Genomic DNA, 15,680 nt, shown 5'->3' with positions numbered 1-15,680 from the left:
CCGCCGGGTGCAATAGGCTAAGTGCCAGAGTCGCAGCGGACTGCGACGTGGATGCGACAAGGTGAGGCGCGTGGCTTTTTCTGAACAGCACCCCTGGGGTCGAGTCGATGAGACCGGCACCGTCTTCGTACGCGAAGGCGACGGCGAACGCGCCGTAGGGCAGTACCCCGACGGAACGCCCGAAGAGGCCATCGCCTACTTCGAGCGCAAGTACACCGATCTCGCGGGCCAGGTGACCCTGCTCGAGCAGCGGGCCCGGCGTGGCGCCCCGGCGCCCGACATCGCGAAGGCCGTCTCGGCGCTGACCGCGACGGTCGCGACGGCGAACGCCCTCGGCGACCTCGAGGCCCTGCAGACGCGACTCGGCGCGCTCTCCGGCACGGTGAACGAACTCACCGAGCAGCAGAACGCCGAAGACAAGGCAGCCTCCGAGGCCGCCGTCGTCGAGCGGACGGCGATCGTCGAAGCGGCCGAGGCCCTCGCGGCGCAGGATCCCGCGAAGACGCAGTGGAAGCAGACGACGACCGAGCTCGATGCCCTCTTCGCGCGGTGGCAGTCGCACCAGCACGACGGGCCGCGCATCCCGAAGGGTGAGGCCAACGAGCTCTGGAAGCGGTTCCGCGCGGCTCGCACGACTCTCGAGCAGCACCGCAAGGCGTTCTACGCCGAGCTCGATTCGGCTCACCGCGACGTGCGCAACCGCAAGCAGCAGCTCATCGAGCAGGCCGAGGCGCTCGCGCCCCGTGGCGGCGACGGCGTTCCCGCCTACCGCCAGCTGCTCGACGACTGGAAGCGTGCGGGGCGCGCCGGCAAGAAGCAGGATGACGCTCTGTGGGAGCGTTTCAAGGCCGCCGGTGACGTGCTCTACTCCGCCAAGGCCGAGATCGCGGCCGAGGAGAACGCCGAGTACAGCGCGAACCTCGAGCTGAAGCTCGCCGTCCTCGTCGACGCCGAGAAGCTCCTCGCCGAGAAGAACGTCGACAAGGCGCGCACCGCTCTCGCGGGCGTCCAGCGCCGCTGGGACGAGATCGGCAAGGTCCCCCGCGACCAGGTGCGTGTGGTCGAGGACCGCCTCCGCAAGGTCGAGACGCACGTGCGCTCGCTCGAGGATGACCGTTGGGTGCGCGAAGACCCCGAGAAGAAGGCCCGCTCCGAGGGTCTCGCCGGGCAGCTCGAAGACGCCATCGCGAAGCTCCAGGACGACCTCGACGCCGCGAAGAAGCAGGGCGACGCCCGCGCGATCGCCGAGGCCGAGGAAGCCCTCGCCGCACGCAAGGCGTGGCTGAAGGCGATCGCCGGCTAGATCATCCACAGGGTGCGGCTCTCCACAGACCGCGCTTCCGTACGACGCAGACATCCCCCCATCGACAACGATGGGGGGATGTCGCGTCTCCCCGTCATCCTCGACACCGACGATCTTCCCCTCGCCGAACTGCACGCCGCGCGCATCGACGGCGACCTCATAGCGATCGGCCGGGGCTTCGCGCCGTTCGACGCCCACGACGAGCGCTCGCTCCGGGCACGATCGCTCGCACCCGTCGCCCTCAGCTCGGGCCGACTCATCGTCGACCGGCTCTCCGCGGCCTGGGTGCTCGGCGCCTGCGCGGAGCCGCCCACCGTCACCCTGTGCCGACGCGTCGATCAGCGCTCGACGGCGCTCGTGACCTCTGAGGCGAGCGTTCGCGAGGTGATCCTCGCCGACGACGATGCCGTGGTCCTCGGGGGCGTCACCGTGACGACCGCCCCGCGCACCGCGTTCGACCTGTGCCTCGACGGCGGTGTGTCCGATTCGATCGCCGTCGCGGCCCTCGTCGGATTGCGGAGGAACGAACTCATCGACATCGACGACGTCGACGACGCCCTCATCGCCTACGACCGGCTCCCCCACAAGAAGAGGGGGCGCCGACGGCTGAGTGCGGCCCGAATGCTCGTCGCGGCTCAGCCGTCGCTGACGCGGTAGACGTCGTACACCGCGTCGATGCGCCGGACGGCGTTGAGCACGCGATCGAGGTGCGTCGTGTCGCCCATCTCGAAGACGAAGCGGCTGAGTGCGAGGCGATCGTTCGAGGTCGAGACGTTGGCCGAGAGGATGTTGACGTGGTGCTCCGACAGCACGCGGGTCACGTCGGAGAGCAGCCCGGCGCGATCGAGCGCTTCGATCTGGATCTGAACCAGGAAGAGGCTCTTCGAGCTCGGAGCCCACTCGACGTCGATCATCCGCTCGGGCTCGCGCATGAGCGAGGTGACGTTGTGACACGTCGACTGGTGCACCGACACGCCCGAACCGCGCGTGATGAACCCCACGATCTTGTCGCCCGGCACGGGGGTGCAGCAGCGGGCGAGCTTCACGAGGATGTCGGGGGCACCGCGGACGAGCACGCCCGAGTCGCTGTTGCGGCTGATCGACCGGGCGCGCGTCGCGATCTGGACGTCGGCGTCGTCGGTCTCGTCGACCTCGCTCACGAGAGCGACGACCTTCTCGAGCACGGACTGCGTCGACACGTGGCCTTCGCCGACGGCGGCGTAGAGCGACGAGACGTCGTCGTACTTGAGGAGCGAGGCGACCTCGGCGAACGACTCCTGGCTCATGAGCTTCTGGAGCGGGAGGTTCTGCTTGCGCATCGCACGGGCGATGGCGTCGCGGCCCTGTTCGATGGCCTCGTCGCGACGTTCCTTCGTGAACCACTGACGGATCTTGTTGCGCGCGCGGGGGCTCTTGACGAACCCCAGCCAGTCCTGGCTCGGCCCCGAGTCGGGGTTCTTCGAGGTGAACACCTCGACGACGTCGCCCGACTGCAACTCGCTCTCGAGCGGGACGAGCCGGCCGTTGACCTTCGCACCCATGGTGCGGTGGCCGACCTCGGTGTGCACGGCGTAGGCGAAGTCGACGGGCGTCGCACCCGCCGGCAGGCCGATGACGCGGCCCTTCGGGGTGAAGACGTAGACCTCTTTGGCACCGATCTCGAAGCGGAGCGAGTCGAGGAACTCCCCCGGGTCGCTCGTCTCGGCCTGCCAGTCGGAGATGTGGGCGATCCACGCCATGTCGGCGTCGGCCTGTGTGGCGGTCGCCTTGCCGCCATTGACGCGCTCTTTGTACTTCCAGTGCGCGGCGACACCGTACTCGGCACGCTGGTGCATGTCGTGGGTGCGGATCTGGATCTCGACGGCACGTCCCTGCGGGCCGATGACCGTCGTGTGCAGCGACTGGTACAGATTGAACTTCGGCGTCGCGATGTAGTCCTTGAAGCGGCCGGGCAGCGGATTCCATCGCGCGTGGATCGATCCGAGCACCGCGTAGCAATCGCGCACCGAGTTGACGAGCACACGGATGCCGACGAGGTCGTAGATCTCGTCGAACTCGCGACCTCGCACGATCATCTTCTGATAGATCGAGTAGTACTGCTTCGGCCGGCCCATGACCTTGCCGCGGATCTTGGCCGACTTGAGGTCGTCGCCGACCATGTCGATGACGCTCTGCACGAACTCTTCACGCTGCGGCGTGCGCTGGCGCACGAGGCTCTCGATCTCGGCGTAGAGCTTCGGGTGCAGCACGGCGAACGAGAGGTCTTCGAGCTCCCACTTGATCGCCTGGATTCCGAGTCGATGCGCGAGCGGAGCGTAGATCTCGAGGGTCTCGCTCGCCTTGCGAGCAGCGGACTCGGCGGGCACGAACCCCCACGTGCGGGCGTTGTGCAGACGGTCGGCGAGCTTGATGATGAGCACGCGGATGTCCTTCGACATCGCCACGATCATCTTGCGGACGGTCTCGGCCTGGGTCGAGTCGCCGTACTTGACCTTGTCGAGCTTCGTGACGCCGTCGACGAGCATGGCGACTTCATCACCGAAGTCGGCGCGCAGCTGCTCGATCGTGTACTCGGTGTCTTCGACGGTGTCGTGCAGCAGGGCCGCCGCGACCGTTTTCGAACCGATGCCGAGGTCGGCGAGGATCTGAGCGACCGCGATGGGGTGCGTGATGTAGGGCTCGCCGCTGCGTCGGTTCTGACCACGGTGGGCACGCTCGGCGGTCGAATACGCGCGTTCGACGACCGTCAGATCGGCCTTCGGGTGATGCATGCGCACCGTGCGGAGCAGGGTGTCGACCGCACCGGACGGCTGAGCCTTCGAGAAGATGCGCGGCACGAGGCGGCGCAGCGAGGCGGTAGACGCTGACGTCGTCTCAGTCATCGCTCACCACCTCCGTTCGTCAATTATCGACCCTCGCGGAGGTGGTCGGCGCACCAGCGGCCTCCCAGGCGACCATTCCGCCTGCAACGTTCCACGCACGGTACTCGGCGCCGACGAGCGCGTCGACGGCCATGCGCGAACGGCCGCCCACGTGACAGACGACGAAGATGTCGGCGTCGGCGGGAAGCTCGTCCTGACGGGCGCCGAGTGAGCCGAGCGGGATGTGGTGCGCGCCGACGGCGTGCCCCGCATCCCACTCCGACTGCTCGCGCACGTCGAGGAGCCACACCGCGCCCGCCTCGACGGCGGCGTTCGCCTCCGCGACGGAGACATCGGCTCCCGGTTCGGAGAGGGGCGCGGCGTCGTGGGTCATGCGTTCGCCACCGCGGGGGTGTTCGCGGGGCCGGCGAGTTCGCGGTCCTTCAGGACCTTCGCGTCGTGGCGTCGGATCTCGGGCTCGCCCTCGCGCATCTGCGAGTAGAGCGGAGCCGCGACGAACACGGTCGACCACGTTCCGACGAGGATGCCGATGAGGAGGGCGAGCGAGATGTCGCGCAGCGTGTCGGCACCGAGCACGACCGAACCGATCACGAGGATCGCCGCGACCGGCAGGGCTGCCACGACACTCGTGTTGATCGAGCGGACGAGCGTCTGGTTGACCGCGAGGTTCACCGATTCCGCGAAGGTCCGCCTCGACTCCGAGCCGTCCTGTGCCGTGTTCTCACGCACCTTGTCGAAGACCACGACGGTGTCGTACAGCGAGTACGACAGGATCGTCAGGATTCCGATCATTGCAGCGGGAGTGATCTCGAAGCCCGACACTGCGTAGACGCCGGCCGTGACCACGAGGTCGCCGAGCAACGCGATGAGGGCCGCAGCCGACATCTTCCACGTGCGGAAGTAGAGCGCCATACCGATGGCGGCGAGGCCGAGGAAGGCGATGAGGCCGAAGAGCGCCTGGCGTGTGACATCCGCACCCCAGCTCGGGCCGATGAACGACGACGCGATCTCGGTCTCGGGCACGCCGAGCCCCTCCGACAGAGCGGCAGAGACCTCGCGGCTCTCGCTGTCGGCGAGCTGGTCGGTCTGGACGCGGATGCCGCTGGAACCGACGATGGTCGCTCGCACGACGGCGTTCGGCACGACCGTGTGGACGGCCTCGATGGCGGCGTCCTGCGACGGCTCTTCGACGTTCGTGATCTGGAACTGGGATCCGCCGCGGAACTCGATGCCGAAGTTGAACCCGTTGACGAGCGGCACGACGAGCGAGATGCCGGCGAGCACGATCGCGACGGTGTACCAGATACGCCGCTTGCCGACGAACGCGAACGACTTCTTACCGGTGTAGAGGTCGTTACCGAAGGTGGTGAGCCTCGAGGCCATCAGTCTGCCTTCCCTTCGCCGCTACCGGCTTTCGGGGCGGTCGAACCGACTCCCGCGAGTTCTGCCGCCTTGCGTTCGGCGATGGTCTGACGCTTCTGCGCCTCCTTGGCACTCGCGGCGCCCTTCTTGCCCGTGACACCGGTCGGTGCGCGGAACTCCGCTCGGCCGCGATAGACGGCGCCGAGAGCTGTCGGGTCGAGGCCCGAAGCGGAATGACCGCTGGAGAAGAACTTCGTCTGAGCGAGCAGTTGCAGCATCGGGTGCGTGAACATGATGACGATGATGACGTCGATCACGGTCGTGATTCCGAGGGTGAACGCGAAGCCCTTGACGTTTCCGACGGCGAGGATGAAGAGCACGATCGCCGCGAGGAGGTTCGTCGCCTTCGAGGCGAGGATGGTGCGGAGTGCTCGCTTCCAGCCGGCCTCCACGGCACCGGTCAGACTGCGGCCGTCGCGCAACTCGTCTCTCACGCGTTCGAAGTAGACGATGAACGAGTCGGCGGTGAAACCGATGGCCACGATGAGACCCGCGATACCGGCGAGCGACAGACGGTAGCCCTCGCGCCACGACATGATCGTGATCACCAGGTAGGTGATCACCGCCGCCACGACGAGCGATGCGATCGTCACGAGGCCGAGCAATCGGTACTGGAAGAGCGTGTAGATCACGACGAGGATCAGACCGATGAGACCGGCGATGAGACCGCTCTGCAGCTGCGACCCACCGAGCGTCGCCGTGATGGTCTCGTTGCTCTGCACCGTGAAGCTGATCGGCAGAGCACCGAACTTCAGCTGATCGGCGAGGGCCTTCGACGACTCCTGCGTGAAGTTGCCCGAGATCGACGGGCGACCGTCGGTGATGATTCCGTTCATCGACGGCGCGGAGAGCACCTGGCCGTCGAGCACGAAGGCGAACTGGTCGCGCGGCGGTTCGGCCTTCAGACCGAAGAGGCGCGTGCTGACCTTGCCGAAGTCTTCCGTGCCCTTGTCGTCGAAGCGGAGGTTGACGACCCACTGGCCCGTCGAAGCACCGGTCTGCGTCGCACCCATGCCGTTCGTGGCGTCGACGATGTTCTCGCCGCTCACCTCGACCGGTCCGAGGATGTACTTGACCGTACCCGTGTTGTCGCAGGTGACGAGGGGCTCGTCGGCCGGAGCGGCGCTCGTCTCCGCATCGTTCAGCGATGCGCACGAGAACGAGTCGAACTGCTCCTGCACGGCCGGCGTGATCCAGGACGGATCGCTGCCGTCGGTCGGCTCGGCGGTGGGAGTCGTCGAGGGCTCCTCGGCGGCGGGGTCATCGGTCGCAGCGGGATCGGTCGGCGACGCCGAAGCATCGGTCGCGGCGCTCGCGGCGAGCACGGGGCGAAGCTCGAGCTTCGCCGACGACTCGATTCGCTGACGCGTCTCGTCATCGAGAGCGCCGGGGATCGCGACGACGACGTTCTGACCCTGAGTGTTGATCTCGGCCTCGGAGACACCCGACGAGTCGACACGCTGACGGATGATCGACACCGCCTGGTCGAGCTGGTCCTGGGTGACCGTCTGGCCCGATTCGAGCTGGGGAGCGAGGATGATCTGCGTTCCGCCCTCGAGGTCGAGCGCGAGCTTCGGGGTCCATGACCCCCCACCCCAGATGACGCCGGCGGCGTTGATCGCGAATAGTCCGACGATGATGACGCCGAGCCACGAGAGCGAACGCCATGCCTTCCGGACCGTGGTCGGCTGCGAAGACCGCTTCGACTGAGCCACCGATACCAGCTTTCTGTGCGCGGGCGCGCGACGCCACAGGGCGTCGCGCGCAGAGCGGAGAGGGGAGTTGTTTAGTCGTCCGACTTCTTGGACTCGGGGGTCGAGTCGCTGTCAGCGGCAAGCCGCTCACCGAACTCGGGGTCGGAGTCGGTTGCCGCGGTGACGCCGGCAGCCTCTTCGGCTTCCTCGAACTCGGTGGGGGTGACGACGCGCGCAATGGTCTGGCGGTGCACCGTGAGGATCGTACCGGGAACGGTCTCGAGGAGAACCTTGTTCTCTTCGTCGTCGATCGAGAGGATCGTGCCGTAGACGCCGAAGTTCGTCATGACCTCGGCTCCAGCGACGACCTGCGACTGGAGTTCGCGGGCCTGGGCCTGCCGCTTGCGGGAGTTACGGAACATGAAGAAGATCAGGAGCGCCAGAACGGCGAGCATGACGATTTCGAAGGGTCCGAACGGCATGGGAAGGTACCTCTCAAGTGGTGCGGGAGTTCCGCAACCAAGTCAGGTGCGGTTTAGGGCCTCAGGCCCCTGTGGATTATAGGCCATCTAATTGGGCCTCCGCCGAGGGCGAGCTGAGTCCGAAGTGCTCCCAGGCCTCTCTCGTGGCGACGCGACCCCGCGGGGTACGGGTGATCAAGCCGATCCGGACGAGGAACGGTTCGACGACCGCCTCGATGGTCTCTGCCTCTTCTCCGACCGAGACGGCGAGGGTGTTGAGCCCGACGGGCCCCCCGCCGAATCGAGTGAGGATGATCTGCATGACGGCGCGGTCGAGTCGATCGAGACCGAGGGGATCGACGTCGTAGAGCTCGAGCGCCGCCTTCACCGAGCCGAGGTCGGCGTGGGTGCCGTCTCCGCCGCCGTGCACGAGCGCGTAGTCCCGAACGCGTCGGAGGAGCCGATTGGCGATGCGAGGTGTGCCCCGGCAGCGGCCCGCGATCTCGTCGATGGCCTCGGCGTCGACATCGAAGCCCATCATGCGCGCCGCTCGCGTGAGGACCTGCTGCAGCTCGGACTCGGCATAGAACTCGAGGTGGGCGGTGAACCCGAAGCGATCGCGCAGCGGATTCGGAAGGAGGCCCGCTCGCGTCGTCGCCCCCACGAGGGTGAACGGCGACAGGTCGAGCGGTACCGACGTCGCGCCGGCGCCCTTGCCCACCATGATGTCGATGCGGAAGTCCTCCATCGCCAGGTAGAGCATCTCTTCGGCCGATCGAGCCATGCGGTGGATCTCGTCGATGAAGAGCACCTCGCCGGGAACGAGCGAGCTGAGGATGGCGGCGAGGTCGCCCGCGTGCTGGATGGCGGGGCCGCTCGACATACGAAGCGGTCGGCCGCTCTCGTGCGCGACGATCATCGCGAGGGTCGTCTTGCCGAGACCGGGCGGGCCCGCGAGAAGGATGTGGTCGGGCGTGCGCTGCTGCATCGCCGCGGCCGTGAGCAGCAGCTGCATCTGACCGCGGACGCGCGCCTGGCCGACGAACTCGCTGAGCGATCGCGGGCGGAGGGCGCCCTCGAAGGCGAGCTCGGCTTCGGAGGCGAGATCGGGGTTCGTGAGGTCGATGTCGGCGTCGCTCACGAGCGGCCGGTCTTCTGCGCGGGGCCGAGGTGCGCGAGTGCGAGGCGGAGCAGCACCGGCACGCTCGAGAGCTCGGCGTCGCTCGCGACGACGACCGTCTCGTCGACGGCCTGCGCGGCGACGCGCTCGGACCAGCCGAGGCCGACGAGGGCGGCGAGGACGCTGTCGGTCACACTCGTCGCCACGGCCGCCGGGTGCTGCGCCGTCGGCTCGGTGACGATGATCTTGCCGGCGAGCGACAGGGTGATGAGCTTCGCCGTCTTCGGGCCGATGCCGCTCACCTTGCGGAAGGCGGCGTCGTCGTCGGTCGACACGGCGCGAGCGACATCGCTCGGCGAGAGCACGGAGAGGACGCCGAGCGCCGACTTCGGGCCGACACCCGTCACGGCGATCAGGAGCTCGAACACGTCGAGCTCCTCCTGCGTCGCGAAGCCGAAGAGCGACATCGCGTCTTCGCGCACGATGAGGGTCGTGTGCAGGCGCAACTCGTCGCCCACGCGCGTACCGAGAGCGAGAGCCGGGGTCACGGCGACGGAGAACCCGACGCCGCCCACTTCGACGACGACGGTCGTACCGACCGCACTGAGCACGGTGCCACGCAGGGAGGAGATCACCTCTTCAGCCTACGGGCGGCCCCTGACACGGTCGACGCACGCTCGGCGGCGCGCCACGCCTTCTGCGCCGGAGTGAGGCCCGCGTCGTCACCGTCCGGCGAGGTTGCTCCCCCCGAGCGCCAGGCGTGACAGATCGCGAGGGCGAGCGCATCGGCCGCGTCCGCGGGCTTCGGCACGTCGTCGAGACCGAGGATGCGAGCGACCATGGCGCCCACCTGCTTCTTGTCGGCGCGCCCGTAACCCGTGATGGCGGCCTTCACCTCACTCGGCGTGTGGAGGGCGACCGGTAGAGCGCGGCGAGCGGCGAGGAGCATCGCGACACCCGAGATCTGGGCTGTGCCCATGATCGTCGAGACATCGCTCCGCGCGAACACCCGCTCGAGCGCGACGGCCTGCGGACGATGCTCCTCGAGGATCGCCTCGATGCCGTCGGCGATGCGCGCGAGCCGCTTCTCGATCGCGAGGTCGGGAGCCGATCTCAGCACGATGACGTCGACGAGCCGCGCGGTGCGATCGGGCGAGACGTCGACGATGCCGACTCCGCAGCGGGTGAGCCCGGGGTCGATGCCGAGGACCCGCACGACTCCGCGCGGCATCCGCTCGCTACTCTGCTTCGAGCTCGGCCTGCGCCTCGGGCGTCAGATCGAAGTTCGAGTAGATGTTCTGCACGTCGTCGGAGTCTTCGAGCGCTTCGATGAGACGGAGCACCTTGCGGGCGGTCTCGGCGTCGACCTCGATCTTGAGCGACGGCACGAATGCGACATCCGCCGAGTCGTAGTCGATGCCCGCCGCCTGCAGCGCCGTGCGCGCGGGGACGAGATCGGTGGGCTCGGTGAGGATCTCGAACGTCTCGCCCTCGTCGGTGACCTCTTCGGCCCCCGCGTCGAGGACGGCGCCGAGGATGTCGTCCTCCGTGAGACCGTCGGAGTGGCCGACGACGATGAGGCCCTTGCGGGCGAAGTTGTAGGCGACGCTGCCCGGGTCGGCCATCGTTCCGCCGTTGCGCGTCATCGCCGTGCGGACCTCCGCAGCGGCGCGGTTCTTGTTGTCGGTCAGACACTCGATGAGGAGGGCGACACCGTTCGGCGCGTAGCCCTCGTACATGATGGTCGTGTACTCGACCGACTCACCGGTGAGTCCGGCGCCGCGCTTGACGGCACGGTCGATGTTGTCGTTCGGGACCGACGTCTTCTTCGCCTTCTGGATGGCGTCGACGAGGGTCGGATTTCCTGCGAGATCGGCACCGCCCATCTTCGCGGCGACTTCGATGTTCTTGATGAGCTTCGCGAACGACTTGGCACGGCGGCTGTCGATGATCGCCTTCTTGTGCTTCGTCGTCGCCCACTTGGAATGACCTGACATGCCGACGATTCTACCGGGGACGGCTCGCGCATCGATGCACCGGGCCGACGCCTCGCGCGTCAGAGCAGCTTCTGCAGGGTCCGGAGATTGCGGTTCGTCGTCACGGTTCGGAAGCGCGCTTTCGCGACGATCTTCGCGAACGGGCTCGAGATGCCGACGTCGCGGCGGTTGTGCCAGTAGAGCACGTCTCCCCCGCGCGCGATGACGTCGTCGGCCGCATCGAGCTCGCCCGCGCTCGACTGGATATCGTCGAGCGCCGCCTCGTCGGAGGCGAAGAGCACGTACGGATGCCAGCCCTCGCGAGTCGCATCGAAGGGGAAGCCGTCGATGACCTGCACCAACCGCTCGCGATCGACGAGCACGATCCAGGCGTCGTATCCGAAGCGCTCCTCGAGAGCCGCTTCGATCGTTCGCTTGATCGCCGCCGGTCGCCCCTCGGCGGTGAAGACCACGTTGCCGCTCGCGAGGACGGTGCGCACTCCAGTGAAGCCGAGCGCCTCGAAGACGGACTTCAGCTCGGCGGAACGCACGGTGATGCCGCCCACGTTGACCCCGCGCAGCAGGGCGATGTAGTCGGTCATGCGGCGAGTGTAGCGGTCACCTTGTCGAGGAAATAGGAGTGGAATCGGTGCTCGCCGGTGATCTCGGGGTGGAAGCTCGTGCCGAGCAGGTTCCCCTGCTCGACGGCGACCACTCGGCCGTCCTCGAGGCGCGCGAGAGCCGTCGCCGACTCCCCCACCGACTCGACGACCGGGCCGCGGATGAAGACCGCGTGGACCGGCGGCTCACCGAGGACGGGCACGTCGATGTCGGTCTCGAACGACTGGTTCTGCGAGCCGAAGGCGTTCCGTCGCACCGCGACGTCGAGGCCGCCGAGCGACTGCTGGCCCGCGATCCCGTCGAGGACCGTGTCGGCGAGCATGATGAGCCCCGCGCACGTTCCGTAGACGGGCAGGCCACCCGCGATCGCCTCGCGCAGCGGTTCGGCGAGGCCGAACATGCGGGCCAGCTTGTCCATGACGCTCGACTCGCCGCCCGGGATCACGAGACCGTCGACGGCAGCCAGTTCGGCGGGCCGACGGACGAGGTCGACACGCGCTCCGAGCTGCGACAGCACGCGCGCGTGCTCGCGGAAATCACCCTGGAGGGCGAGGATCCCGACGCGCGGGCCTGTTCCTCCCGACGCGGCGGATGCCTCGTGGAGGGTCGTCACCACCCGCGCTCGGCGAGTCGGTGCGGAGCGGGGAGGTCGCCGACGTTGATGCCGACCATGGCCTCTCCGAGACCGCGCGAGACCTCGGCGATGACCTTCGGGTCGTCGTAGAAGGCCACGGCCTTGACGATCGCGGCCGCGCGCTCCTCGGGGTTGCCCGACTTAAAGATGCCCGAGCCGACGAAGACGCCGTCTGCTCCGAGCTGCATCATCATCGCGGCATCCGCGGGGGTGGCGACGCCACCGGCGGTGAAGAGCACGACGGGGAGCTTGCCGGTCTCGGCGACCTCGAGGACGAGCTCGTAGGGAGCCTGCAGGTCCTTCGCGGCGACGTACAGCTCGTCACGCGTGAGCGACTTCAGTCGGTTGATCTCGGCGCTGATCGTGCGGATGTGCTTCGTCGCCTCGGAGACGTCGCCCGTTCCGGCCTCACCCTTCGAGCGGATCATCGCGGCACCCTCGGTGATGCGGCGGAGCGCCTCGCCGAGGTTGGTCGCACCGCAGACGAACGGCACGGTGAAGGGCCACTTGTCGATGTGGTTGACGTAGTCGGCGGGCGAGAGCACCTCGGACTCGTCGATGTAGTCGACGTCGAGCGCCTGGAGGACCTGGGCCTCGACGAAGTGACCGATGCGGGCCTTCGCCATGACGGGGATCGAGACCTCGGCGATGATCGCCTCGATGAGGTCGGGGTCGCTCATGCGAGCGACGCCGCCCTGCGCGCGGATGTCGGCGGGGACTCGCTCGAGAGCCATGACGGCGATCGCACCGGCGTCCTCGGCGATGCGGGCCTGCTCGGGAGTGACGACGTCCATGATGACGCCACCCTTCAGCATCTCAGCGAGACCGCGCTTGACGCGGCTCGAACCGAACTGTTCGCTGGAGTTGCTTTCCGTCATGCCTTTGATCCTATTCCTTGCTGTGTTCGAGGGCGTCTCGCCACGATGTCGCATGCTGCCTGCGGGAGCAGACGTGGTGTCGCGTGAGGGGGGTCTACGCGGGCCAGGCTTCGGCGATCTCCCGCCGCACGTCACCGAGCAGCTGGGGAACGGCCTTGGTCTGCGCGATGATCGGGAAGAAGTTCGAGTCGAGGGCCCACCGCGGAACGATGTGCTGATGCAGGTGCTCGGCGATTCCCGCACCGGCGATGCGCCCCTGGTTCATACCGAGGTTGAAGCCGTCGCACTTCGAGACCGACTTCAGCACGCGCATCGCGGTCTGCGTCAGGCTACCGATCTCGGCGACCTCCTCGACGCTCGCCTCGTCATAGGTCGCAATGTGCCGATAGGGGCACACGAGCAGGTGACCGCTGTTGTAGGGGAAGAGGTTGAGGAGCACGAAGGCGTGCTCGCCGCGCGCGACGATGAGCGACTCGACGTCATCCATCTCGGGTGCACGGCAGAACGGGCACGCGTGCTCCTCGGGCTGCTGCCCCGTCTGGATGTAGACGAGACGGTGCGGGGTCCACAGCCGCTGGAAGGCGTCGGGAACGCCCGCCATCTCACTCGAGAGCTGCGTCGGCACCCCCTCGAACTCGTCCGGCGTCGCGGAGCTCACGCGAAGTCGGCTTCCGAATCCACGAGCACGTGCTCGGCGATCGCCGCTCGGATGCGAGCGATCGCGTCGTCGATGGGGACACCGTTCTGCTGGCTGCCGTCGCGGAAGCGGAAGCTCACGGTTCCGCCGGCGCGGTCCTCTTCACCGGCGATGAGCTGGAAGGGGACCTTCGCCTTCGTGTGATTGCGGATCTTCTTCTGCATGCGGTCGTCGCTCGCGTCGAGCTGAGCGCGCACGCCCTCGGCGCGGAGTCGACCGATGACCTCACCGAGGTAGTCGGCGTAGTCGTTGGCGACGGGGATTCCGACGACCTGCACGGGAGCGAGCCACGCGGGGAACGCCCCGGCGTAGTGCTCGAGCAGGATCGCGAAGAAGCGCTCGACCGAGCCGAGGAGAGCACGGTGGATCATCGCCGGCTGCTTGCGCGTGCCGTCGGACGCCGTGTACTCGAGCTCGAAGAGTTCGGGCTGGTTGAAGTCGAGCTGCACGGTCGAGAGCTGCCAGGTTCGGCCGATCGCGTCGCGCGCCTGAACCGAGATCTTCGGCCCGTAGAAGGCCGCTCCCCCGGGGTCGGCGACGAGTTCGAGGCCCGACTCGACCGCGACCTCGCGCAGCGTGTCGGTCGCGATCTCCCACGCCTCGTCAGAGCCCACGTACTTCTCGGGGTCCTTCGTCGAGAGCTCGAGGTAGAAGTCGTCGAGCCCGTAGCCGCGCAGGGTCTCGAGCACGAACTCGAGCTGACGCGCGACCTCGTCCTTGATCTGCTCGTCGGTGACGTAGATGTGGGCGTCGTCCTGCGTCAGTCCGCGCACGCGGGTGAGGCCCGAGAGGGTTCCGCTCTTCTCGTAGCGGTACACGGTGCCGAACTCCGCGAGGCGGAGCGGCAATTCGCGGTAGCTGCGCCCGCGAGCCCGGAAGATCAGGTTGTGCATCGGGCAGTTCATGGGCTTCAGGTAGTAGTCCTGGCCCTGGCGCGTGACGTTGCCCTCGGCATCCGTCTCTTCATCGAGGTGCATGGGAGGGAACATGCCCTCGCGGTACCAGTTGAGGTGCTGGCTGATCTCGTAGAGGTGCCCCTTCGTGATGTGGGGCGTGTTGACGAGCTCGTAGTCGTTCGCGAGCAGACGCTCGCGCATGTAGTCCTCGATCTCGGCACGGATGATCCCGCCCTTGGGGTGGAAGACCGCGAGGCCCGAACCGATCTCGTCCGGGAAGCTGAAGAGGTCGAGCTCGGCGCCGAGCTTGCGGTGGTCGCGCTTCGCGGCCTCCTCGAGGCGCGTCTGGTACGCGCGCAGCTCGTCCTTCGTCGGCCACGCGGTGCCGTAGATGCGCTGCAGCTGCGGGTTCTTCTCCGAGCCGCGCCAATAGGCTGCGGCGACGCGCATGAGCGACCAGCCGTTGCCGATCATGCGGGTGTTCGGCAGGTGCGGTCCGCGGCAGAGGTCCTTCCAGTAGACCTCTCCCGTCTTGCCGTCGACGTTGTCGTAGATAGTCAGTTCGCCGGCGCCGACCTCGACGGACTCGCCGTCGTTGCCTTCAGCCGCTCCGCCCTTGAGGCCGATGAGTTCGAGCTTGTACGGCTCGTTCGCGAGCTCGGCGCGCGCCTCGTCGTCGGTGACGACGCGGCGGACGAACCGCTGGCCCTGACGGATGATGCGGGCCATCTCTTTGTCGAGGGCCTTGAGGTCTTCCGGCGTGAACGGCTCGGCGACGTCGAAGTCGTAGTAGAAGCCGTCGGTGACGGGAGGACCGATGCCGAGCTTGGCCTCGGGGTTGACCGTCTGCACAGCCTGGGCGAGCACGTGCGCCGCCGAGTGGCGGAGGATGTTCAGCCCGTCGGGCGAATCGATCGTCACGGGCTCGACCGTGTCGTCATCCGTCACCGTAGCGGCGAGGTCTTTCAACTCGCCGTTGACGCTCATTGCGACAACGGATCGGTCGGTGAAGAGCGCGAAGCCGTCGGCCACCTGATCCACTCCTTGACTGAGAACACGAACCCTACAACTGTAGTGCCGCGCGAGAGCCCGCCCG

General features: G+C 67.6%; 16 protein-coding genes. 2 read left to right on the top strand and 14 right to left on the bottom strand.

Features of this window, described 5'->3' with window-relative positions:
- The first annotated feature begins 70 nt into the window (after positions 1-70).
- On the top strand, positions 71-1,303 hold the full coding sequence (locus tag BJ972_RS02060) for a DUF349 domain-containing protein (protein WP_129174958.1): 1,233 nt from the start codon (positions 71-73) through the stop codon (positions 1,301-1,303).
- Positions 1,304-1,381: 78 nt separating this feature from the next.
- On the top strand, positions 1,382-1,960 hold the full coding sequence (locus BJ972_RS02055) for a hypothetical protein (protein WP_129174956.1): 579 nt from the start codon (positions 1,382-1,384) through the stop codon (positions 1,958-1,960).
- Here the strand turns inward: BJ972_RS02055 and BJ972_RS02050 are convergent.
- The 14 genes from BJ972_RS02050 to thrS all read right to left on the bottom strand — a co-directional run bounded on the left by BJ972_RS02050 (position 1,939) and on the right by thrS (position 15,616).
- The gene (locus tag BJ972_RS02050) at positions 1,939-4,185 is read right to left on the bottom strand and encodes a RelA/SpoT family protein (protein WP_129174954.1); all 2,247 of its coding nucleotides are present in this window, start codon (positions 4,183-4,185) and stop codon (positions 1,939-1,941) included. The genes BJ972_RS02055 and BJ972_RS02050 overlap by 22 nt on opposite strands.
- Positions 4,186-4,204: 19 nt before the next feature.
- Positions 4,205-4,558 carry a rhodanese-like domain-containing protein gene (locus tag BJ972_RS02045; protein WP_129174952.1) on the bottom strand — a complete coding sequence of 118 codons (354 nt, stop codon included), beginning with the start codon at positions 4,556-4,558 and terminating at the stop codon, positions 4,205-4,207.
- Positions 4,555-5,568 (bottom strand): protein translocase subunit SecF, encoded by a 1,014-nt coding sequence (secF, locus tag BJ972_RS02040; RefSeq protein ID WP_129174950.1) that lies wholly within the window; start codon positions 5,566-5,568, stop codon positions 4,555-4,557. Before secF ends, BJ972_RS02045 begins: the two co-directional genes overlap by 4 nt.
- On the bottom strand, positions 5,568-7,322 hold the full coding sequence (secD, locus tag BJ972_RS02035; RefSeq protein ID WP_241830809.1) for a protein translocase subunit SecD: 1,755 nt from the start codon (positions 7,320-7,322) through the stop codon (positions 5,568-5,570). Before secD ends, secF begins: the two co-directional genes overlap by 1 nt.
- Before the next feature lie 71 nt (positions 7,323-7,393).
- On the bottom strand, positions 7,394-7,783 hold the full coding sequence (yajC, locus tag BJ972_RS02030; RefSeq protein ID WP_129174948.1) for a preprotein translocase subunit YajC: 390 nt from the start codon (positions 7,781-7,783) through the stop codon (positions 7,394-7,396).
- 76 nt (positions 7,784-7,859) lie between these two features.
- Positions 7,860-8,903 carry a Holliday junction branch migration DNA helicase RuvB gene (gene ruvB, locus BJ972_RS02025; protein ID WP_129174946.1) on the bottom strand — a complete coding sequence of 348 codons (1,044 nt, stop codon included), beginning with the start codon at positions 8,901-8,903 and terminating at the stop codon, positions 7,860-7,862.
- Entirely contained in the window at positions 8,900-9,517 is a 618-nt protein-coding gene (ruvA, locus tag BJ972_RS17065) for a Holliday junction branch migration protein RuvA (RefSeq protein ID WP_129174944.1), read from the bottom strand. Before ruvA ends, ruvB begins: the two co-directional genes overlap by 4 nt.
- Complete coding sequence (ruvC, locus tag BJ972_RS02015) at positions 9,514-10,098, bottom strand: crossover junction endodeoxyribonuclease RuvC (RefSeq protein ID WP_179419964.1); 585 nt, start codon at positions 10,096-10,098, stop codon at positions 9,514-9,516. The genes ruvA and ruvC overlap by 4 nt, the downstream gene beginning before the upstream one ends.
- A 22-nt stretch (positions 10,099-10,120) precedes the next feature.
- Positions 10,121-10,879 carry a YebC/PmpR family DNA-binding transcriptional regulator gene (locus BJ972_RS02010; protein WP_129174940.1) on the bottom strand — a complete coding sequence of 253 codons (759 nt, stop codon included), beginning with the start codon at positions 10,877-10,879 and terminating at the stop codon, positions 10,121-10,123.
- 59 nt (positions 10,880-10,938) lie between these two features.
- Positions 10,939-11,460, bottom strand: coding sequence for a DUF1697 domain-containing protein (locus BJ972_RS02005; protein ID WP_164989933.1), 522 nt, complete (start codon positions 11,458-11,460; stop codon positions 10,939-10,941).
- Entirely contained in the window at positions 11,457-12,092 is a 636-nt protein-coding gene (gene pdxT / locus BJ972_RS02000) for a pyridoxal 5'-phosphate synthase glutaminase subunit PdxT (RefSeq protein ID WP_129174938.1), read from the bottom strand. The genes BJ972_RS02005 and pdxT overlap by 4 nt, the downstream gene beginning before the upstream one ends.
- Positions 12,089-12,991: a pyridoxal 5'-phosphate synthase lyase subunit PdxS gene (gene pdxS, locus BJ972_RS01995; RefSeq protein ID WP_129174936.1), complete on the bottom strand. Its 903-nt coding sequence runs from the start codon at positions 12,989-12,991 to the stop codon at positions 12,089-12,091. Before pdxS ends, pdxT begins: the two co-directional genes overlap by 4 nt.
- A 94-nt stretch (positions 12,992-13,085) precedes the next feature.
- The gene (locus BJ972_RS01990; protein ID WP_129175336.1) at positions 13,086-13,592 is read right to left on the bottom strand and encodes an HIT family protein; all 507 of its coding nucleotides are present in this window, start codon (positions 13,590-13,592) and stop codon (positions 13,086-13,088) included.
- Positions 13,593-13,645: 53 nt separating this feature from the next.
- A complete protein-coding gene (gene thrS, locus BJ972_RS01985; RefSeq protein ID WP_129174934.1) occupies positions 13,646-15,616 on the bottom strand; it encodes a threonine--tRNA ligase in 1,971 nt (656 codons plus the stop codon).
- Between the last annotated feature and the right edge of the window lie 64 nt (positions 15,617-15,680).

Origin of the sequence: Agromyces atrinae, assembly GCF_013407835.1 — a bacterium.
Classification (GTDB): Bacteria; Actinomycetota; Actinomycetes; order Actinomycetales; family Microbacteriaceae; genus Agromyces; species Agromyces atrinae.
The sequence above is the reverse complement of the archived record's forward strand: the minus strand, read 5'-3'. Positions and strand labels throughout refer to the sequence as shown.